The organism is Salinivibrio sp. HTSP (assembly GCF_003390965.1).
Classification (GTDB): Bacteria; Pseudomonadota; Gammaproteobacteria; order Enterobacterales; family Vibrionaceae; genus Salinivibrio; species Salinivibrio kushneri.
This window is the reverse complement of sequence record NZ_PXUD01000018.1, coordinates 37,576-58,931: the sequence shown is the minus strand read 5'-3', so window position 1 is coordinate 58,931 and position 21,356 is coordinate 37,576. Positions and strand designations below refer to the sequence as shown.

Below are 21,356 nucleotides of genomic sequence, written 5' to 3'. Positions count from 1 at the left end.
GGTAGTAGGCGACTTATGTCGTCTTCTGCCCTAGACACTTTTGTCTAGCCCCTCTACTGTATTTAGAGAGTCAGCATTTGTAGAGCGAGCAACAGGAGTGTGTGAATGCTCAGTCCCATTAAGCCACGCGATGAAGATACGCGTTTAAAAAAACTGCAAGAAACAGGCCTGCTCGATAGCGAAGACGAAGAGCGTTTTGACCGCATCACACGTTTAGCGAAACGTTTATTCAACGTCCCGATCGCCCTCGTGAGTTTAATCGACAACGATCGTCAGTGGTTTAAATCCTGTTTTGGCCTGACTGTGCGCGAAACCTCCCGCGATATTTCTTTTTGCGGCCATGCCATTTTGGGGGATCAACCCTTTGTGGTGAAAGACGCCAGCCTCGATCCACGTTTCGCCGACAATCCCCTCGTTGCGGGCGATCCACATATTCGCTTTTATGCGGGACATCCGCTTTCTCTCAGTGATGGCACCAATGTCGGCACACTGTGTGTCATTGATACTCAACCTAGGCGCTTTAGCCAAGAAGACTTGCGCTTTTTAAACGATCTGGCGCTACTGGCGGAAAGCGAGTTGTCATCGGCTCAGACAGCCTATACCGATAGTCTTACCGGTATCTCTAATCGACGCGGTTTTATGCAACTGGCTAGCCGAGCAGTGCAGCATTGTCAGTCGATTAATGCCCCCTATTCATTGGCGTTTTTGGACTTAAATAACTTTAAAGCGATTAATGATACCTACGGCCATGCCGAAGGGGATAGCGCCTTATCCCATTTGGCTAACTTGCTGCGTGCCAATATGCGCGAGTCGGATGTGTTTGCGCGGTTTGGTGGCGATGAGTTTGTGCTATTTCTTTACGGTGCTGGCCGCCAAGAAGCAAAAAACGCACTCGAGCGCTTTGCGGGCGTGGTTGAGCGATTTAATCGAATTAATCGCCATACCTACCCCCTTTCGTTTAGCCAAGGGATTGCTAACAGCTCGGCCACCTCGCACCGCAGTTTAGATGACTTGTTGGATGAAGCGGATACCAAGATGTCTCAACAAAAAAATGCCAAGGTGTAGGCCACAGTCGGTACTGATTGCCTCACCTTGCTTTGCGTTGAGCCATGCTCATCGTTTACTAAAAGTCTGACCGACTACGAAGCGGATAGTGCAGAGGCAATGGCCTCCAAACTGCTCGGATCATCGATCGTCGAGGGCACTTGATAAGACTCACCATCCGCCATTTGGCGAATAATGCGACGCAAAATTTTACCTGAGCGTGTTTTGGGTAACTTATCGACGATAACCGCCTGTTTAAAGCAAGCAATCGCGCCAATTTGATCCCGCACACGCTGCACCAATGCCTGTTCGATCTCGCCACTCACAGAGACAAAACCGTCTTTCAGTACCACCAAACCGATCGGTAATTGGCCTTTAAGCTCATCGTGCATGCCTACTACCGCACACTCGGCGACCGCGTCATGACTGCCTAACACCTCTTCCATTTCGCCGGTCGATAAACGGTGACCCGCGACGTTAATCACATCATCAATCCGTCCCATCACAAACACGTAGCCATCTTCGTCCATGTAACCCCCATCACCGGAGACATAATAACCGGGGAACTGGCTGAGATAGCCGGCTTCAAAGCGATCGTGGTTACGCCACACCGTGGGCAGGCAGCTAGGCGGTAGGGGCCGTTTTATCGCAATATATCCTTGTTGGTTTGGCGCCGCCAGTTCGCCCATTTCATCAAGGATCTGCACTTGATAGCCAGGGCTTGGCATGGTTGCCGAGCCGGGCTTGGTCGCAAAGCAGGTTAATCCCAATGGATTGCCCGCAATCGCCCAGCCGGTTTCGGTTTGCCACCAGTGATCGACCACGGGTCGCTGGGTCTTTTCTTCCACCCACTCCAATGTGGGCGGGTCAAGCCGCTCACCCGCCATAAACACCGTGCGTAAGGATGTCATCGGATAACGCGCAAGGTGCTCACCGTTTGGGTCTTGCTTTTTAATCGCTCGAAAGGCGGTGGGTGCAGAGAATAAAATGCTGACGTTATACTCATCACACACGCGCCAAAACGCCCCCGCATCCGGTGTGCCGACGGGTTTGCCTTCAAACATCACCGTGGTGCAGCCGTGTAGCAAAGGGGCGTAGACAATATACGAGTGCCCTACCACCCAGCCGACATCCGATGCGGCCCAAAACACTTCACCGGGTTTGACGTTATAAATCGCGCTCATGCTGTACTTCATCGCCACCGCGTGGCCGCCATTATCACGCACTACGCCTTTGGGTTTGCCCGTGGTGCCAGAGGTGTAGAGGATATACAAGGGATCAGTGGCTTTGACCGGCACCGGTGCTGCAGGTGTGGCTTCAGCTAATAGCGCCGCCCAATCAGCATCACGCGGGTTGTCTAAATGGGCACGACACATCGCCCGCTGATAGACCACCACATGGTCGGGTTTGTAGCGACTGTCCATGATGGCTTGATCGATCATCGGCTTATAAGCCAAGGTTTTCGCGCCCTCGATACCGCATGAGGCGGTAAGCACCACTTTAGGCTCTGCATCTTCAATCCGTACGGCCAGCTCGTTCGGGGCAAAACCTCCAAACACCACCGAATGAATAGCACCAAGCCGTGCGCAAGCGAGCATCGCTACGGTTGCTTCTGGGATCATAGGCATATAAATCACCACCCGATCCCCCTTTTCAATCCCTAGCCCTGCCAGCATCCCCGCCACTTTCGCCACGTAGTCACGCAGCGCCGCATAGGTATAGGTGGTTTTTTTATCGGTAACCGGTGAGTCGTAAATCAGCGCAGTTTGTTCGCCCCGACCTTGTTCGACATGGGCATCAAGCGCCATATACGCGGTGTTCATGGTGCCATCGGCAAACCAGCGCTCAATGCCATTATCGTCTTTGCTAAGAATGGTTTGTGGAAAGGTAAACCAATCAAGCTGTTTGGCCTGCGCCTGCCAAAACCCCTCGGGATCGCGGCTGGCCCAATCCGCATGGTGTTGGTAACTGGCTTCTTGCATAAGCGGCTCCTTATCGCCCGCTATCCGCGAGCGATGAGTTAGCAAGCAACGTGTTGAGAACGTGCTTAGTTAATCACAAACAGCGACATAAATTCGTGCACCGGGGTTTTCTCCAGCGCGGCCTGATCACTACACAAAGCGGCAATTTTATCGCTCTGTGCTTGCGGGAAACGGGTCGCCAAGTTGGAGCGGAATTTTTGCTCCAGTACGGGGATCCCTTCTTCGCGGCGGCGGCGATGACCAATCGGGTATTCCACTGCGACTTGTTCAGTGTGGCTGCCATCGGTAAAGAAGATTTGGATCGCATTGGCAATCGAGCGCTTGTCGGCTTCAAGGTATTCCGCGCTATAGCGTGGGTCTTCTTTGATCACCATTTTTTGCCGTAGCGCATCAATACGCGGGTCGGCGTGATGGAAAGCATCTTCGTAGTGCTCGGCCACTAGATTGCCGTATAGCAGCGGTACTGCCACCATATATTGCAGGCAGTGGTCACGGTCAGCCGGATTAGCCAACTCCCCTTCTTTAGAAATGATGCGAATGGCCGATTCATGGGTGGTGATTTCAATACGTTCAATCTCATCCACGCGGTCTTTCATCTGTGAATGCAAGGTCACCGCCGCTTCTACCGCAGTTTGGGCATGAAACTCTGCTGGGAAGGAGATCTTGAACAGCACGTTTTCCATCACATAGCTGGCAAAGTCTTGTTTGACACTAAAAGCGTTGCCGTTAAATAGCACATCGTAATAACCCCACTTAGGTGCGCTGAGCACCGACGGCAAGCCCATTTCACCTTTCATGGTGATCATCGCCAGACGCACCGCACGAGAGGTGGCATCGCCCGCCGCCCATGATTTGCGTGAACCGGCGTTCGGCGCATGGCGGTAGGTGCGCAGCGCACAACCATCCACCCAAGCTTGTGAAACGGCATCAATGATCTGGTCACGATTACCGCCCAGCATTTTGGTGACCACTGCCGTCGACGCCACGCGCACCAATAAAACGTGATCGAGCCCGACGCGATTAAAGCTATTTTCAAGGGCGAGCACGCCTTGGATTTCATGTGCTTTGATCATCGCCGTCAATACATCGCGCATGGTGAGTGGTGGTTTGCCTTCGGCCACGGCCACGCGGCTTAAGTAATCGGCGGTGGCCAAAATTCCACCTAGGTTATCAGATGGATGGCCCCATTCGGCGGCAAGCCAAGTATCGTTGAAATCGAGCCAGCGAATAATACAACCGATGTTAAACGCGGCAGTGACCGGATCAAGCTCATGGGAGGTGCCCGGCACACGCGCCCCATGGCGCACAGTCGTCCCCGGCACCAGTGGCCCCAGGTGTTTGGTACATTCAGGGAAACGTAGCGCCAGCAAGCCACAGCCAAGGGTATCCATCAAACAGTTGCGTGCGGTGTTGTAGGCCTCTGCCGAAGCAATCGGCGTGCTATCGACATAGTCAGCAATTTGCACCAATAAGGCATCAGGGTCAGGGCGCTGGTTCAGTTCTACGTTGTTGCTCATGGTCAATTCCTTCTGTGATTTCAAACGGATGAATGCGCGCTGATTAAGAGCGCTGATCGATAGGTAGCCAATCTTGGTGTTCGGGTCCGTCGTAATCGGCACTTGGGCGAATAATGCGGTTATTAGCGCGCTGCTCAAAGACATGCGCCGCCCAGCCCGTTACTCGGCTCATCACAAAAATCGGGGTAAACAATTTGGTCGGGATCCCCATAAAGTGGTAGGCCGACGCATGATAAAAATCGGCATTGGGGAACAAGCCTTTTTCGCGCTTCATCACCTGCTCAACCCGCTCAGACACGTCATAAAGCCAAGCGTCTGGTGCGTTCTGCGCCAGCTGTTTCGACCAATGCTTAATAAGGGCATTGCGGGGATCTGACTCACGGTAAATTGCATGGCCAAAACCCATCACTTTGTCCTTGTTGGCCAGCATTTGCATTAATCCCGCTTCGGCTTCGTCAGGCGACCGCCACTGTTCCAGCATCGCCATTGCCGCTTCATTGGCACCGCCATGCAATGGGCCGCGCAAACTGCCGATGGCCGCGGTAATGCAAGAGTGCAAATCGGACAAGGTGGAGGCGCACACACGGGCAGTAAAGGTCGAGGCATTGAACTCATGCTCGGCATACAGCACCAGCGAGCAATGCATCACAGATTCATGCAGTGGCGACGGGGTTTCATCAGTCAGCATTTTGAGGAAGTAACCGCCAATGCTTTTCACCTCTGGCTGATAAGTATCGACCCGCACACCATCATGCGAATAGCGGTACCAGTAACAGATAATGGCCGGCAACATCGCCAACAGCGTATCGGTTTTATCCGCTTGCTCAGTAAAGTCGGTTTCTTGATCCAAGTTCCCCAGCATCGAGCAACCGGTACGCATCACATCCATGGGGTGCGCATTGGCAGGAATTCGCTCCAGCACGGCCTTTAAGGCGTCAGGTAACCCCCTCTTACCCACCAAGGTTTCGGTGTAGTCGGCGAGCGCTTGGCGATTGGGGAGTTGGCCTTTGAGTAGCAGGTAAGCCACTTCCTCAAATTGGGCGTGATTGGCTAAATCGGTAATGTCATAACCACGGTAGGTTAATCCAGTGCCGGTTTGCCCGACCGTACACAAGGCGGTGGTACCAGCACTTTGGCCACGCAGCCCTGCGCCAGAGGTTGGTTTCTCGTTAGGTGCGACGGCGACATGTGTCATGATTGGCTCCTTTCCTTTGATGCCATCAGATTCAACCGCTGCATGAATCCGTGAACGTGATGATAATTCCAGTGGTGTAACCGACGTTTTCACACCGTGGGTGTGCGTCCGTGATCACTCTTTTCCAAATAGGCGATCCAATTGCTGTTCGTAGGCGTGATACCCCAAGAAGTCATAGAGCGCATCACGGGTTTGCATGGTGTCGACCACGTTTTTTTGGTGGCCATCATCCAGTAGGTGTTGATACACATTGAGGGCGGCTTGGTTCATGGCGCGAAACGCAGAGAGTGGATACAGCACCATGCTGACTCCCACACTCGCCAGCTCTTGGCTGGTAAACAGTGGGGTTTGCCCAAACTCGGTGATATTGGCCAGCACCGGCACCTCTACTTGCTCGACAAAGGCTTGGTACTGTTCGAGCGTTTGCATGGCTTCGGGGAAAATCATATCCGCTCCCGCTTTTACGTATGCTCTGGCGCGGGCAACAGCACTGTCCATGCCTTCTACCGCCAACGCATCGGTGCGCGCCATGATCACAAACTCAGGATCGGTGCGCGCGTCCACCGCCGCTTTAATGCGGTCGATCATTTCAGCTTGGCTGACAATTTCTTTGTTAGGACGATGACCGCAGCGCTTTTGCGCCACTTGATCTTCCATATGCACCGCCCCCGCGCCGGCTCGTTCCATTTCACGAATAGTGCGAGCAATATTGAGCGCACCGCCAAAACCGGTATCAATGTCCACCAGCAAGGGCACATCGGTTGCTGCGGTGATCCGGCGGACATCTTCCAACACATCGTTAAGCGTGGTGATCCCCAAATCCGGTAAGCCATAAGAGGCATTAGCAATCCCGCCTCCTGACAGGTAAATGGCTTGATGCCCTACTCGCTCTGCCATCATGGCGCAATAGGGGTTAATGGTGCCGACGACTTGCAGCGGAATATTGCTGCGCACCGCTTGGCGAAAACGTGCACCTGCACTCATCGTATTCTCCTTATAAATTCGTGGCTTAGCGGGGCTCACCACCGCACTATTTTTAATTCGTCAGTTGCTATTCAATCTGCTATTTGCTGTTCAATCAGTTGGCGGCTGCGCTGAATATGACGACGCATCAGCATTTCGGCCAACTCGGCATCGCGCTCACGAATTGCCGCTAAAATTTGCATGTGCTCTTGCAGCGCTTGCTGGGGGCGAGAATGCGCTCGGGGCGATTGAAATCGATACATTCGCAATAGGTGGTACAACTCACCACACAACAGATTGATCAGTTTGTGGTTATGGCTGGCTTTGATGATGCAATAGTGAAAATCAAAGTCGCCTTGTTGATGAAAGTAGGCCGCCCCCTCCACCCGCTCGATATAGGCATGGTGGGTGTCGAGCACCGCACTGAGCTGCTCAATTTCCGCATCGGTGATGTGCGCGCACGCCAGTCTTGCGGCCATGCCCTCTAACGCTTCTCGCACTGCGTAGATCTCGGCTAATTGGCGATGCGTGAGTGTCACGACTCTCGCACCGACATGAGGGACGCGCTCGACCAACCCCAAGGCTTCGACCCGCATCATCGCCTCGCGCAGTGGGCCTCGGCTGACGCCAAATGCAGCAGCTAACCCCGCTTCCGATACTTTGGTGCCGGCTGGATAGGTGCCGGTGACAATCGCCTCGATAAGTTGTTCAGTCAGGCTGGCTGACTTGGTGGGCTCACGTGACTCAGCTGGCACCGAATGCGTGTGCTGATCGAGAACCTGGTCATTTGTCGACAATAAAGACATAAAAACCGCCTAAGAACTTTAATAAAGCCAGAATAGAATAAGATTGTAGACAATGTAGATTAGACTTTGGTCTGTAGCGACGCACTTTTATCGTGATCAAAACCACAACGTAAATGATAATGTACGCATTGGATTGTTATTCACTTGTTATCAAACAGGCGTTTGACTCGACCTATTCAACCAACAGCGTATGGTGTAGCGGTCGTTTTAATAGGTATAGAACGCAAATATGGATAAAAATCATTCCAAGCGTGAAAACGCACTCGCGCTGCTTATCGGTAGCAGTTTGGTGTCACTCGGCATCTTCTTTTTCAACCAAGTGGGATTACTGACCGGCGGCACTGCTGGGTTGGCGCTGTTTTTACAACGAGTCACTGACTTCAGTTTTGGTGAGCTTTTCTTCGTAATTAACCTGCCTTTTTATTGGCTCGCCTACACCCAAATGGGTAAACGCTTTACCTTAAGTACCTTGGTTGCGGTCAGTATCGTCTCATTCGGTGCGGATCATCTAAGCGCCGTATTAACCATTAATAGCATCCACCCTGTGTATGCGGCGCTGTTTGGCGGTGGGTTAATTGGCATGGGCATGTTAGTGATGTTCCGCCATCAGTGTAGTTTGGGTGGATTTAACACCTTGGCATTGTTCTTACAGCAACGGTTTGGCATCCGCGCCGGCAAAGTACAAATGGCACTGGATTGCTCGATTGTGGTGTTGTCGCTGATGATCGTTGACCCATGGCTGATTGCCTTATCTGTCGCCGCGGCGATTACCACCAACCTCGTGCTCGCCTTGAACCACAAGCCTGGGCGCTATCAAGTCCAGCCTCCTTCAACAGCATAATAGCGTCGACCTTTGAGAGGTGGATACCCGTCTCTCTTCTCAACCACTTCCTCTGCGACACCTTGTTCCCAATCGTTACGATAGTGCACCGACACCTAAATGCGAATCACTCTTACAATTGATTGCTGCACATGCTAAATTTCGCGTTTTGATCGCCTATCATAAAGGAGTGTTGATGAACGCGGCCGATCCTAGCGTTGATGTGTTAAGCCTGCCCACCACGGTTGCACTCGCCCCTTTCCCTTCTGCTTTAGGCTTGTCTGTGATCCCTGATGATGTAGTGGGCACGTCACTTCAAGAACAACTCACGACTGAGCACGGATTGACGCAGTGTTTTTCCGCCGTCAACGCCACCTATGGCGACGCAGATAACCGCGCCCAAGGCACGCTCTTTATCGGCGCTTATGCCTATGAATTTTTGCTGCCCGTGCTGGCTAGCTGGCTCCTGGGCGGACAACTCCCCTCGCTAGATTTAGATAATTGGCAGGTCAAATACCAGCCTACCCGCGTCACCAAACCGAATGGCGAGGAGCTGGTTTATCACAAACCACATTTTTACCTCAATGCCTTGATTGGCTGGAAACAGCCAGCGGCAGAAGATTGGCAGGCTATTTTGCACGGCGCGTTGTTACGTCACTTTTCGCCGATCGTCGATGCGGTGGCGGAACAAAGTGGTATGCGTGAAGGGCCACTTTGGAAAGTGGTTGCCGATTCAATCTGTATTGCCTTTTTGATGGTGGGTAAACATCGTGAGTGTGAGCAGGCCGCGCGTGAAGCCGCGCTGTCGATCGTCCATCAACGCGGCACCCCGCTTTATAGTAAGCGCAGTGGCTTTCACGATGTCACCGTCTACGATCCGAATGACACCCAAACTGTGCTGCAAACCCACAGCTTCCGTTTGCGCGGCGGCTGCTGCCGGATCTTTACCGTCGATGATCACAATTATTGCTCAACCTGCTGCTTTTTAAAGCCGGACGAACAAGCTAAACGTCTCGCGGAAGTCGCGTGTCAGCGTGAGGGCGTGGCGCTGGACTCGCAGCCTCGCTAACTCAGTGCCACATCGACCCAGACAAGACGATGATCGGAGTGAGCTCGCGCATGCTCTTGGCCGTTTTTATCACAAATCAGTGGGTAGTCGGCATCATCAGGGGCAGGCCAAAATACGCCGGAGGCTAACACCGCAAGCTCACACGAAGGTAGGACATAATCGAGGCGCAACCCACCGTTATGGGTAGCAATTGCCCGTCCTTTCCCTTCGATAAAGCGAAACGCGTGAGACTGGGCTGCGTCACTTTTTGGCACCTGCGCCCCAACTGCAACCTCTGGATGCACAAGCGGATGGTGAAGCAAGGCGCCAATGGCTTGCTTGTCCCCATCACCATAGCTCGGATCCGCATTTAAATCGCCAATCACCACAAACGGTGTCTCAGGAGAAAGCCCGCCGTGAGCGCCCTTGTCGTCCACCAGCCAATCGGCATTATCCAAAAGGCCAATCAGTTGGTGAATTTCATCACTGTTGCGCCGCCAGTTACGCTTTTCTGGCCCATCAAACACCGGCGGCGTGGGATGACAGGCCACCACCTGTATTCGTTTATCACCAACCAAAATCGGCACTGACACCAAGTTTTTCGAGGCGAGGCGTAGCGCCGTTTGTGCCTGTTCGGTGTAGTAGTCCGCGGGAATTTGATGCTGAGGAAGCTGATGCCACGCGAAGTCTTGCCACGTGCGAATCGCATCGTCTTCGATGGGGTAACGCGATAAAATCACATAACCAAACTGGCCATGATAGTCGCCAAAGCCATGACATTGCTGGGCATTCGTTAAGCGTTGATGCTCACTGACCGGCACCGTGAGTGTTAACCCCGTGTTGGTGGCGGGTAAATAGCGATACGGATAATCAATCGGCGTGTCACCGTGTTGCGATTCGGCCAAGTGACGCTCACAAAATGCAGCTAGCGTCCCATCATCACCGCCATCGCCTGGATGATCGAATTCGCAAAGCACCACCACATCAGGACGCACCCGCTGTAAGGTCGCGGCGAGATTTTTAATTTGTCGGCTGGGGGCAGGCGCTAGCATCTTTGCTTTAATGTCACCAGCCTGACGCCCGGCTAGAGAGAGGTTGAATTGCGCGAACCTAAGGGTAAAAGGTGTTGTCATGACATCCCACGAGTAAGCTAAAAGGCGAGCTATTTTAACAAGCTATCAAGGGCGCGACGAATTTGCCGCGCATCGTCCTCTGCTCGATGCGGCGTCGGCCCCAGTGCCTCCATTTCGCGACTAAAATCGCGCCGATCCAGATCGCTGTGCTTTTTTAGCCATTGATTCACCTCCATTAAGGTGAATGAAGGACGCATATAGCAGGCTTTATAAAGTCGCCCCATCCAGAACAGATCCCATTGGCTATCGCACAATACATGTTCAAAAGGCGCGAGGGTCTGGTTGAGATGCTGGCATACTTCAAGAACACTGATCCCTTCGCTAAAAAGACGTTCACGCGAGATCCCATGAATTCGGGTTTCGGCTTCATTGTCCCAGTGGTGCCAATGTCCACTGGCGGTGGAAGGGTCAATCAAAAAACTATGGCTGTCACCACTTGGTAACACGTACCCGACCTCAATCGGGTAAGACACTAACGACAAACCGGATGCTTCAAAATCCAGTGTCACCCACATACGCGTACTCCTTGCTCATAAACACTCCTGTATGACTAGGCACTTCCATTGCCTGATTACCTAACTGTAGCCTTTTTGTTGCTACTTGGATGGGTTGTCGCGCTACTTTTGCGTGCTTGATTAACAAGTGGGTGAAAAAATAGATTTTATTTCATGTGCTTGGCTATTTTTTTATTGATAATGTGATAATTCTGACAAGTGACCGTCGGAGTTTGTCAGTTAGGCGCTATATTTCATCGCCGGATTGATTTAGGCTTCGGTAAATGCTGCGGTGGGCAGTTTGATAACAACCACCTTGTTAACGAGGGATAATGGGTATGAAGCAAACGTCTCGGACCATGCTTGCGCGTAAACACGTCGCGTTAGTGGCGCACGATCACTACAAAAGCGCCTTGAGCGAGTGGGTACAAGAAAATAAAGAGATACTGAGTCAGCATGAGCTGTATGCCACCGGCACCACCGGGCATATTCTTGCGCGAGAAACCGGATTAAAAATCACCCCGTTAATCAGTGGCCCCATGGGGGGTGACCAGCAACTCGGGGCGATGATTTCTGAACAAAAAATTGATGCGATGATTTTCTTTTGGGATCCGCTCAATGCCGTGCCACACGACCCGGATGTCAAAGCGCTACTCCGCGTAAGCACGGTTTGGAATATTCCCGTTGCCACCAATCGCTCAACCGCACGCTTTCTGATCACGTCGCCGCTATTTGGCCAAGAAGTGGATGTTCAAATCCCTGATTACCAAGCGTACTTAGACGAACGTTTGTAATCTTTTTCCCACGCTGTCGGTCTGTGACTAACGCCGTCTATGGCTAACAGTGTGGGTTCCCGTTTCTTAAAGGTACCCTTTCAATTCCTCCACAAACGGTGAGGCATGGCCTTTTTGGTGTACCAGCCACACTTGTTTTTGTGCGCGCGTCAGGGCGACATAAAACAGTCGCCGTTCTTCCGCGTGTTCAATTGGCTCTTCATTTTTCCCTAATAAGGCCTCATCGAGTGAAAGCGAGCGAGGCTTGGCGGGAAATACGCCTTCATCCATGCCGAGGATAAACACATAGTGGGCTTCTTGGCCCTTGCTGGCGTGTGCGGTGGTATAGCGAAGCGCCAATGACGGATAAGCATTCTGCCAGTTTTCTAGCGCGTCAGGACGGATAGCGTGCGTGCGACCTATCAGCATCACACTCACTGCTTTCTCGGCTTTAGCGTGCTTTTTGGCAAGGCTTGCCAGTGTCTTTTCTATCTTATCGTCCGTGATCACCTTGATCGTTTTGGGCGTTTTCGCCGATGCCTTATCGCGCGCATAATCCAATTGTTTGCTCAGCTGCTTGGGGTTTTGTTCAATGAACTGCTGCGCTACATCACCCAAGGTAGACGGATAGCGATAGCAGGTGGTCAGCCAGCAAATTTCACTGTCGCCGAAACGCTGCGCAAACTCTGTGGTTAAGTTGACATCGGCACCGGCAAAGCGATAAATGGCTTGCCAATCATCCCCCACCGCATACAAGGAAGCGCGTGGTACTTGCGATTCACTGTCCGCTTTACCGTGACACAGTGCCTCGAGCATCGCCAATCGTGCTGGGGAAATGTCTTGGTATTCATCGACCATCACAAATTGAATGGGCGTGACGAATTTTCGCTGCTGAAACAGCTTAGTGGCTTGGGTAATTAAGCTGTCAAAGTCTACGGCATTATCGGCTTTTAGCGCCTGTTTGTAGGCTTGGTATAACGGCCAAATCACCGCCAGTTCATCTTTTAAGGCGGCCTGCGCCTCAAAGCTTGCCAGTTTATCGGTTAGCGCACGCTTGGTGGTATTGGCTTGGATCACCCGTGAAAGACGCGACCAAACCCAGGTGTGCAACCGGCTGTCATGGGCACACGCCGTCAGTTCAGCGTTATCATCAAGCGGCAGTGTTTGCTGCTGATGTAATTTGTCCCAGCGTTTGCGGGTAGTGGGCTGTTGCCAGTGTTCGGCGAGTGTTTGGGTCAGCCACGCCGCTTTGGCCGTCTCATCACTGGCGAGCGGCGAAATAACCGGGGCCTGTCCTTGGTGCTCGGCAAGTTGCTGACGGGCAAAGCCATGAAAGGTGGTGACATTCACCTCATGGCCCGTTTTGGTCTTTATCCGCGTTTTAAGCTCTGTCGCAGCATCACGACCAAAGGCCAGCAACAAAAGCTGCTCAGGCTTGGCTTGACCACTTTCAATTAAATACGCGGCGCGTGCCACCAATACGCTGGTTTTGCCGCTTCCGGGCCCTGCCACCACTAGGGTATAGGATTCATCGGTAAGCGCGGCCTCGCGCTGCCCGGCATTCAATGGCGACGATTCAATGGTATCAAACCAGGTTTGCCACTGGTTAAGCATCGCCGCTTGCCACTGTTGATTGCGGGCTTTCAGCCAGCTTGAGTCGGCCTGCAGCACAGGCGATAGTGTGGTAGCAAGGCTTTCGTCCAAATTGGCCAAGAACGAGGCAGGGATCCCCTCACCTTCCAGCTTATTCAATACCGTTTGTCGGGCGCTGCGTAATTGGGCGACACGCGCATAACCTGGCGCATTCACCAGTGCATCAAACTCGGCCAACAAACTAGGCTGAATCATCGCTAGCCGTTTTTGATAACGGGCGATATAGGCTTGATAGTGGCGGTAAATCGTTTGTCCCGCTTGTTGGGCGTGATCCCATGGCAAGCCAAAGACCTCGAATGGCAGTGGGTCACCCTCATCGGTATAACCGGTCAGCGAAATCGTCCCCCACAGCAACCCACGCGATACCGTTAGCTGTCCATCCCATGCCGAGAAAGGAATGTATTGTCGGTGATGACGAGATTCGAGCAGTAAGCCATCATCTTCAAGCTGCAAGCTGTAATGATCGCCGTAAACAAGCCATTGTGCCCAGCGATTGGCTGTAAGTTTCATATCTCAACGTTATTCAGCGAATAGCGCACGCGTTGTGCCCTAAAAAGATGCTTGGCATGCTACTTCTCAATGCTCGATAAATCAATTTACTAGCGCGATGCCACTGCCTACGCAGTGCGCTGACAACACGAAATTGACCTGCCGCAACCCTTTTCTTATTCCCCGAGAAAATCCCTCATTGAGACTTAGTTTCTGGTTTCATTTCTGCTATCTTGCCAACATTGTTGGCCGGTCATCCTTATTTATGCCTTTTTCTCTGCCACGTTTACCTTTCCTGCCGCTCGCCGTGCGTGAGTATTGGGCGAACCATCGTATTAATGACAGTATTCGCGTCCTTATTGCCCTGATGGGTGTGGCGTTGTACGCGGGATACGCCGGACGCACAGATATTGTGACGCCACTGGTGCTCGGTGTCATTGCCTCGGCATTGGCGGAAGTGGATGATCACTTTTGGGGGCGGTTGCGTGCGCTCGGTGTCACCCTTGTTTGCTTTACCGTAGCGGCCTTCTCGGTCGAGCTACTTTACGACACCCCTTGGCTATTCGCGATTGGCCTGACGACCTCCAGCTTTGGCTTTATCATGCTGGGCGCGATCGGTGAGCGCTATGGCACCATCGCCTTTGCCTCGTTACTTTTGGCGGTTTACACCATGCTGGGGATGGAGCAAGGCAGTGATATGTGGTTACAGCCGATGATGCTGTTATCTGGGGCGCTCTGGTATGGGCTGTTGTCGCTGGCTTGGATCATGATATGGCCTCACCGCCCGGTTCAACACCGATTGGCTGCGGTGTTTCGTCAAACCGCCACTTATATGGAAACCAAATCCAGTTTGTTCCATCCGGTCGCCGAGTTGGTTCCGCAACCGACGCGTATTGCCGCCGCCAACCAAAATGCGCAAGTGGTGGCCGCGCTCAATCAAGCGAAAGCGTCATTACTGGCCCGTGCTCGACGCGGTCGACTCACACAGCGACATCAAACCTTGCTACAAACCTATTTCATTGCCCAAGATATTCACGAACGTGTGAGTTCATCCCATTATCGTTACCAGGATCTGGCGGCGCATTTTTTTCATTCCGATATCCTCTTTCGCTTTGAAGCCTTATTAAACGCGCAAGCGCAAGCCTGCCGGGATGTTGCGCAAGCGATGTCGATCGGTACACACTACCATCACCCGAAAACAGGCCACCAAGCCCTGATGGCAATCAAACAGTCGATGGCCTATTTGTCGGCACAAGAGGAGCAAGACAGCACTCGCCTCGCGCTGCTGCAACAACTCGATTTTCTCTACAAGAACTTGGAGACAGTGGAACAACAACTGGCCAGCTTGAGCCACTTAGCCAGCACGGACAACCTCCAAGAAAGTGAACTGGCCGACCCGGATGCACACTCGTTGGGGGAAATGGCTTACCGCATTCGCCGGCAACTCACGGTTAAATCACTGCGTTTCCGTCATGCGGTGCGTTTGTCCTTATCATTGCTGACCGGCTATGCCCTGATCCAAGGGCTTGGGTTAGAGCACGGCTTTTGGATTTTGATGACCATTCAATTTGTGTGTCAGACCAACTACTCTGCGACACGCAGTAAGTTGAAAGAGCGCATTTTAGGGACGGTCGCCGGTTTACTCTTGGGAGTGCCCGCACTCTACCTTTTCCCTGATCCCAGCAGTCAATTGGCGTTAATGGTGATCACTGGGGTGCTGTTTTTCGCGTTTCGTACCGTGCAATACACGCTCGCCACTTTATTTATTACCCTGCTGGTGCTGATGTGCTTTAGCCAATTTGGCCAAGGCTTCGCGGTTATTCTTCCTCGCCTTGGCGATACCGTGATTGGCTGTTTGATTGCGGTCGCCGCCGTCCGTTATGTGCTACCCGACTGGCAAGCCCACCGCTTGCGCGGGATCATGACTGAAGCGCTACAAGCTAACCGTGACTACTTGGCTCATGTGATTGCGCAATACCGAGTGGGTAAGCGGGACAACCTTGCCTATCGGATCGCGCGTCGACATGCCCATAATGCCGATGCTGAGCTAACCACCGCGATCAGTAACATGCTGGTGGAGCCTGGACGCTATCGCACCAATATTGAAGAGACCTTCCGGTTTTTGTGCTTGAACAACGCTATGCTCAGTTACATTTCCGCTCTTGGTGCGCATCGCAGCCGGATGGATGATGAGGTTAATCATCAAAAGATGGCGCAGCTCCATCGTGAAATTCATCAATCCCTCAACACGTTGACTGAGCGCTTGGGGCAAGCATTGCCTACAGCGTTACCCGCACAAGTGCCCTCAACCGGCACCAAAACACCCACGGGCGAGCCAGTGAGCATTGATGAGCACCACGCCAATGCCACCATCGAGTCACAGTCTCCTACTTACGTGCCTGTTGATAACGCCCCACTCAGCATGGTGCTACAACAGCTACACTTAATTCAACGCATGTTGCCTGAGCTAAATAGTTTAACCGAGACCTTACGTCAGCAAGCACTTAAGCAAAGTCGCGCCTAGAAGGGAAGCAAAGCGGTTACACAAAGGTTAGCGCGGCACTGTCACGAAAAAGGGGCGAGTTACTTCTGGGTTAATAGAACGGGTATCACGTCAGCGCTGTGTAAAATTACACTTATTTACTCAGCGAGTGGTTGAAAGCCTGACCGCGAGGCCGGATATTAATAGTTACGCCACCTGTTGAGGCTGGCAACTATACCGATAATTAAGCGGCCTTATGCCGCCTCATAGCCCGCCTGGAGCAATTATGGCTATTCATGTAGGAATCATCGACTCTGACCCTGTCCGTCTCGTTACCCCTGTTTTGCATCAGCAATTGCCTGTCAGTAAGCTGATACTCATTGGCACGCTGGAGCAAGATCTGGAATTTGAGCGTTTAACGCGTGTGCTGGCGCCCAAGGGGATTGAAACCGAGTTTTTTGAAATCTCGGATGATATCAATATCCGCGAGGTGAAAAGTCAGGTAAAACGTCTTGCCGAGCAGCTCAGTCACTCTTCTGAAGACATCCTTTTTAATGCGAGCTGTGGCCTGCGCCACCAATTACTCTCCGCCTATGAAGTATTTCGTACCTATCAGTGGCCCAGCTATGTGATTGAGCCCTATAGCGACGAGCTTTGTTGGCTGTACCCTGACGGCCTACCCCAGCAACAAGTGGAAGATCATATTAGTCTCACTGAGTATCTAACGATTTTCGGTGCGCGCTGTGAGCACCAAGATGACCAAGTCACAGGGTGTTTAACCAATGACATTTATCGGCTGGGAGAAAAGTGGGCCAGTAATGCCTATGAGCTAGGTCCAGGCCTAGCCACGTTGAACTACCTCGCAACCACCTGTCGTAAAGAGCAGCGTTTAGACGTCGCGCTCAGTGAAAAACAGCAAGGTTATCGTGAGCTTGGTATTCTACTCGACGATCTCTCTGATGCTGGCTTAGCCAGTTACAAGCAAGGGGTGCTGACATTTAGCTGTGAAGAAGCGCGACGTTTTGCCAATGGCGAGTGGTTAGAAAGCTACGTGCACCATACTGTCACCTCCATCCAACAAGAGCTTCCCACCATCCAAGACAGTGCACTTTCCTTGCAGGTTTATCGCCAAATCGGTGAGCGCGAGGTGCGCAATGAGTTAGATGTCGCCATGGTGGTGAATAACAAGCTGCATATTATTGAATGCAAAACCAAAGGCATGTCCAGTGATGGCGACGATACCCTATACAAGCTAGAGTCCTTGCGTGATTTACTCGGAGGATTGCAAGCGCGCGCGATGTTGGTGAGCTTCCGTCCGTTAAGACATCACGATATTACCCGTGCCACCGATTTAGGCTTGGCTCTGATTGGCCCCGACCAACTCGCCAACCTGCGTACCCATCTTTATGACTGGTTTATCGCAGCAGGCGGTACGATTGAGGTAAGAACAAGTTAATCGCTTGTGCGAAGCAATAGGACAGGTTCGCTAAACGGTCGACAATAAAAAACGCGGTGCCCTCGGGCTCCGCGTTTTAGTAGGATAACGATGTCTCGCTTGTTTACAGGAGCTTACGTGCTGCCTCAACCACCACTTTAATTGAGCGCGCTTCCGTCTCTTTCAAGGTCGCGTGATCTGGGGTCTCTTTTTGTGTACGGTTGATAATCACACCGGCCACACAACCTGCACGCAAGCCAGAGCTAGCACACATGGTCAGCAAGGTGGCTGATTCCATCTCAAAGTTCAGCACGCCCATGTCTTGCCATTCTTGCATTGAACCCTGGAAGCGACGCACTACACGGCCGCTAAAGGTATCGTAACGCTCTTGACCTGGATAGAAGGTATCACTGGATGCTGTCACGCCAGTGTGAACCGTGGCGCCGTCGTCATCAACGGCGGCTTTCATGGCCGTGGCAACGTCAAAATCGGCCACCGCTGGGAATTCCATTGGCGCAAAGTGGCTGCTTGCGCCGTCAAGGCGCACAGAGCCAGTGGTGACAATCATATCGCCGACATTAATGTCCGGCTGAATAGCCCCGGTGGTGCCTACACGCAAGAAGGTGCCAACACCAAGTTGTGCCAACTCTTCAACCGCGATAGAGGTCGATGGGCCACCGATACCTGTTGAACAAACCACCACTGACTTGCCATCGAGCCAACCAAGATACAAGGTATATTCACGCTGCGAGGCGAGAAAAGTTGGGTTTTCCATCAAGTTAGCAATTTTTTCAACGCGCGCCGGGTCGCCAGGAATAATCGCTGTGGTTGCGCCTTGAAGATCCGCTTTTGTTACGCCAAGGTGAAATACAGGGGTATCAGACATCATTCGTCTCCTCGCTGGATGCATTTATCCGCATTAGAATTAATGTGGGCCTTGCTGATGAGGCCCGAACTCGTTATTGGTTATGCGTTTAGGATACCCAAATTTGCCACCTTTTGTGTGACCATCATCGACCTATTACTATATTGGACATTACAGATTTCAGAATTTAGAGATCGTTATCACTTTATAAAGGCAAAAGCAGACAGCCTTTGCCCTGTTTTTCAGCGCTAGTCACGAAGTAAACGTAGCGCATTCAGCGTGACCAGCGCGGTAGCACCGCTGTCAGCCAGCACCGCGACCCAAAGTCCTGTGATACCGAGTACACTGGTCACTAAAAACACCCCTTTAAGCCCTAATGCAATGGTGATGTTTTGCCGCACATTCGCTTGGGTCGCGCGCGCCAGTTGCAGGACTCTGGGTAACTCGACCAGCCGGTTATGACTCAATGCCGCCTCGGCCGTTTCTAACGCCACATCGGTACCACTTCCCATTGCCACCCCGACGTGCGATGCTTTCATGGCCGGTGCATCATTGATGCCATCGCCAACCATTGCGATGCGGTATTGCTCCGCCAGCGTTTCTACCGCCTCAACCTTATTCTCCGGCAATAGTCCCGCGCGGTAATCAATACCTAGTTCGCGGGCAATTTCAGCAGCTGAGGTCGGGTTATCACCCGTCAGCATCACAGGCTGAATACCCATCGCACGCAATTGCTCGATGGCTTCTCGCGCATCCTGTCGCAGTGTATCTCGCCAGCCGACCATCCCTTGTGGTTGCTCGTCAATCAGCACAACCGCAACCGTCACCCCGCGCTCGGCCACCGATTTGGCCTCTTGATATTGCGCATGATTTAACGTCGACTCACCCACCTTGTCTAACGCAACCAGCCGGACGGCTTGTCCCTCAACCACGCCTTGCACACCGCGACCGGCATTCGCCTGGATATGCGAGGCATCCGGCACCGAGGTGCCACGCTCGGCGCTATACAAGACCAAGGATTTTGCCAATGGGTGATGGCTACCACGCTCGATGGCGGTCGCCGCTTGCAGTAGCGCCGTTTCCTCACCCTGCCACGCGCGCACATCGGTCACCATGGGTTTACCCTCAGTGAGCGTGCCGGTTTTATCTAAAGAGACGGCATTGACGCTCGCCAGTGTTTCCAGTGCTGCCCCACCTTTGATCAATGCCCCGCGACGTGCCGCGGTGGCGAGCCCAGAGGTAATCGCCGCAGGTGTCGAAATCACGAGCGCACATGGACAGGCGATCAATAACAGTGCTAAGCCTCGATATAACCACTCTTGCCAGCTGGCGGCAAAGAACAGGGGTGGAATCACCACAACTAGCGCGGCGAGCCCAATCATTGCTGGCGTGTACCAGCGGCTGAATTTATCGATAAACCGTTCTATCGGCGCTTTTTTCGACTCGGCCTGCTCAATAAGGCGCAAAATACGGTCAATGGCATTTTCGCCCTGTGCGGATGTCACGGTCAGCTGTACGGTTTTATCGGTTGCAAGGCTGCCCGCCATCACGGTATCACCCGCTTCGATATCGACGGGGATTGGTTCGCCTGTCAGTGCACTCTGATCAAAGCTCGCCGCAGCGTCCATTAGCTGCCCATCCGCGGGGAGTCGCTCACCAGCACTAATTTCAATCCGGTCACCTGGCTGTAGATCACTGGCCGCCACGGTCTCACGTGAACCGTCGCTATCAATTCGCGTCACAGTTTCTGGCACCAATGCCATCAGCGACTGAATGCCATCGCGGGCGCGCGTGGACGCATACCCTTCTAATCGCTCGCCAATCAGAAACAACACCAATACCATTGCCGCTTCGGTGGTCTCTCCAAGATATAACGCACCGATGGCCGCAATACTCATTAAGGTTTCTATCGAAAACGGCGATCCTTGGCGCGCCAATCGACCCGCTTTAAGCACAATAGGAGCGAGGCCAATGACAGTCGCCGCAGTAAACAGCCAATCGGATAAAGAAGCCGACCAATAATGCAGCCCCCAAGCGACCAGCATAATGCCAATTAAACCAAACAGCAGGGCGTCATCACGCCATTTTTGCCAGCCAGAAGGCGCAGTGGCGGTTTGATCCAAGGTGACGAGCGGAAAACCGGCTTTTTTAGCCGCTTGCTCAATGGCAGATTGCGTCTCCGTTGAGGCATCGTGAGTCAAAGCGACTCGTAGTTTTTCGGTCGCAAATAATACTTGTGCGCTCTCTACACCCGGCGTGGCATGAATTGCTTTTTCAAGTTTAGCGGCACAGCTTGGGCAATCCATGCCAGTAACCACCCACTCATGGGTGATGGAGGATAACTGAGGAGATGACGCCGAGGGCGAACTCTGGCAGGTATGGTGACACGAGGTTTGTCGCCTGTCGGGGTCATCATCGCCCGCGCTACCCTCACCCTCTTGGTGACTGGAACAGCAGCTCGACGCTTGGCAGGTATTCGTTACCGTTTGCGTAGACGGAGACACCGTTTGGTGATGCGGTTGATGACAGTGGTGATGTCCACAATGCTTACACATAATCGACTCCTTCTTTGGTCGTTGTGTCATTATCTTGTGGTCAGTATAAGGGTTGGAGCCCACTCCAGAGTCAAGCGCTTATGAAAACAACGCTCATTGAAT

16 protein-coding genes are annotated in these 21,356 nt (G+C 52.6%); 6 read left to right on the top strand and 10 right to left on the bottom strand.

Annotation, left to right across the window (positions count from 1 at the left end; all coding sequences use genetic code 11):
* Window positions 1-105: 105 nt before the first annotated feature.
* The gene (locus tag C7A19_RS04360; RefSeq protein ID WP_116644280.1) at window positions 106-1,065 is read left to right on the top strand and encodes a sensor domain-containing diguanylate cyclase; all 960 of its coding nucleotides are present in this window, start codon (window positions 106-108) and stop codon (window positions 1,063-1,065) included.
* Window positions 1,066-1,139: 74 nt separating this feature from the next.
* On the opposite strand, the gene C7A19_RS04355 is transcribed toward C7A19_RS04360, so the two are convergent.
* The 5 genes from C7A19_RS04355 to C7A19_RS04335 form a co-directional block, all read right to left on the bottom strand.
* Window positions 1,140-3,026, bottom strand: coding sequence for a propionyl-CoA synthetase (locus tag C7A19_RS04355; RefSeq protein ID WP_116644279.1), 1,887 nt, complete (start codon window positions 3,024-3,026; stop codon window positions 1,140-1,142).
* A 65-nt stretch (window positions 3,027-3,091) separates the two neighbouring features.
* Window positions 3,092-4,543 (bottom strand): bifunctional 2-methylcitrate dehydratase/aconitate hydratase, encoded by a 1,452-nt coding sequence (locus tag C7A19_RS04350; protein ID WP_116644278.1) that lies wholly within the window; start codon window positions 4,541-4,543, stop codon window positions 3,092-3,094.
* A gap of 43 nt (window positions 4,544-4,586) precedes the next feature.
* Complete coding sequence (gene prpC, locus C7A19_RS04345) at window positions 4,587-5,738, bottom strand: 2-methylcitrate synthase (protein WP_116644277.1); 1,152 nt, start codon at window positions 5,736-5,738, stop codon at window positions 4,587-4,589.
* A 114-nt stretch (window positions 5,739-5,852) separates the two neighbouring features.
* Entirely contained in the window at window positions 5,853-6,722 is an 870-nt protein-coding gene (gene prpB, locus C7A19_RS04340; protein ID WP_116644276.1) for a methylisocitrate lyase, read from the bottom strand.
* 71 nt (window positions 6,723-6,793) lie between these two features.
* Window positions 6,794-7,507 carry a GntR family transcriptional regulator gene (locus C7A19_RS04335; protein WP_077459446.1) on the bottom strand — a complete coding sequence of 238 codons (714 nt, stop codon included), beginning with the start codon at window positions 7,505-7,507 and terminating at the stop codon, window positions 6,794-6,796.
* A gap of 229 nt (window positions 7,508-7,736) precedes the next feature.
* On the opposite strand from C7A19_RS04335, the gene C7A19_RS04330 reads away from it, so the two are divergent.
* Both C7A19_RS04330 and C7A19_RS04325 read left to right on the top strand, forming a co-directional pair.
* Complete coding sequence (locus tag C7A19_RS04330; RefSeq protein ID WP_116644275.1) at window positions 7,737-8,348, top strand: YitT family protein; 612 nt, start codon at window positions 7,737-7,739, stop codon at window positions 8,346-8,348.
* Window positions 8,349-8,523: 175 nt separating this feature from the next.
* Complete coding sequence (locus C7A19_RS04325; RefSeq protein ID WP_116644274.1) at window positions 8,524-9,396, top strand: (2Fe-2S)-binding protein; 873 nt, start codon at window positions 8,524-8,526, stop codon at window positions 9,394-9,396.
* On the opposite strand, the gene C7A19_RS04320 is transcribed toward C7A19_RS04325, so the two are convergent.
* Window positions 9,393-10,508: an endonuclease/exonuclease/phosphatase family protein gene (locus tag C7A19_RS04320; protein ID WP_116644273.1), complete on the bottom strand. Its 1,116-nt coding sequence runs from the start codon at window positions 10,506-10,508 to the stop codon at window positions 9,393-9,395. The genes C7A19_RS04325 and C7A19_RS04320 overlap by 4 nt on opposite strands.
* Window positions 10,509-10,537: 29 nt before the next feature.
* Complete coding sequence (locus tag C7A19_RS04315) at window positions 10,538-11,023, bottom strand: hypothetical protein (protein ID WP_069362819.1); 486 nt, start codon at window positions 11,021-11,023, stop codon at window positions 10,538-10,540.
* Between the two features lie 317 nt (window positions 11,024-11,340).
* Here C7A19_RS04315 and C7A19_RS04310 point away from each other — a divergent pair, with 317 nt between their 5' ends.
* On the top strand, window positions 11,341-11,796 hold the full coding sequence (locus tag C7A19_RS04310) for a methylglyoxal synthase (RefSeq protein WP_077608963.1): 456 nt from the start codon (window positions 11,341-11,343) through the stop codon (window positions 11,794-11,796).
* Between the two features lie 66 nt (window positions 11,797-11,862).
* Here C7A19_RS04310 and helD read toward each other — a convergent pair whose 3' ends face one another.
* Complete coding sequence (gene helD, locus C7A19_RS04305; protein ID WP_116644272.1) at window positions 11,863-13,938, bottom strand: DNA helicase IV; 2,076 nt, start codon at window positions 13,936-13,938, stop codon at window positions 11,863-11,865.
* A gap of 244 nt (window positions 13,939-14,182) precedes the next feature.
* Here helD and yccS point away from each other — a divergent pair, with 244 nt between their 5' ends.
* Window positions 14,183-16,441 (top strand): YccS family putative transporter, encoded by a 2,259-nt coding sequence (gene yccS, locus C7A19_RS04300; protein ID WP_116644271.1) that lies wholly within the window; start codon window positions 14,183-14,185, stop codon window positions 16,439-16,441.
* Window positions 16,442-16,685: 244 nt separating this feature from the next.
* Window positions 16,686-17,855, top strand: coding sequence for a DUF1887 family CARF protein (locus tag C7A19_RS04295; protein ID WP_069362814.1), 1,170 nt, complete (start codon window positions 16,686-16,688; stop codon window positions 17,853-17,855).
* A 103-nt stretch (window positions 17,856-17,958) separates the two neighbouring features.
* Here the strand turns inward: C7A19_RS04295 and udp are convergent, their stop codons facing one another.
* Complete coding sequence (udp, locus tag C7A19_RS04290; protein WP_077607919.1) at window positions 17,959-18,720, bottom strand: uridine phosphorylase; 762 nt, start codon at window positions 18,718-18,720, stop codon at window positions 17,959-17,961.
* Between the two features lie 227 nt (window positions 18,721-18,947).
* A complete protein-coding gene (locus C7A19_RS04285; protein ID WP_116644270.1) occupies window positions 18,948-21,254 on the bottom strand; it encodes a zinc/cadmium/mercury/lead-transporting ATPase in 2,307 nt (768 codons plus the stop codon).
* Between the last annotated feature and the right edge of the window lie 102 nt (window positions 21,255-21,356).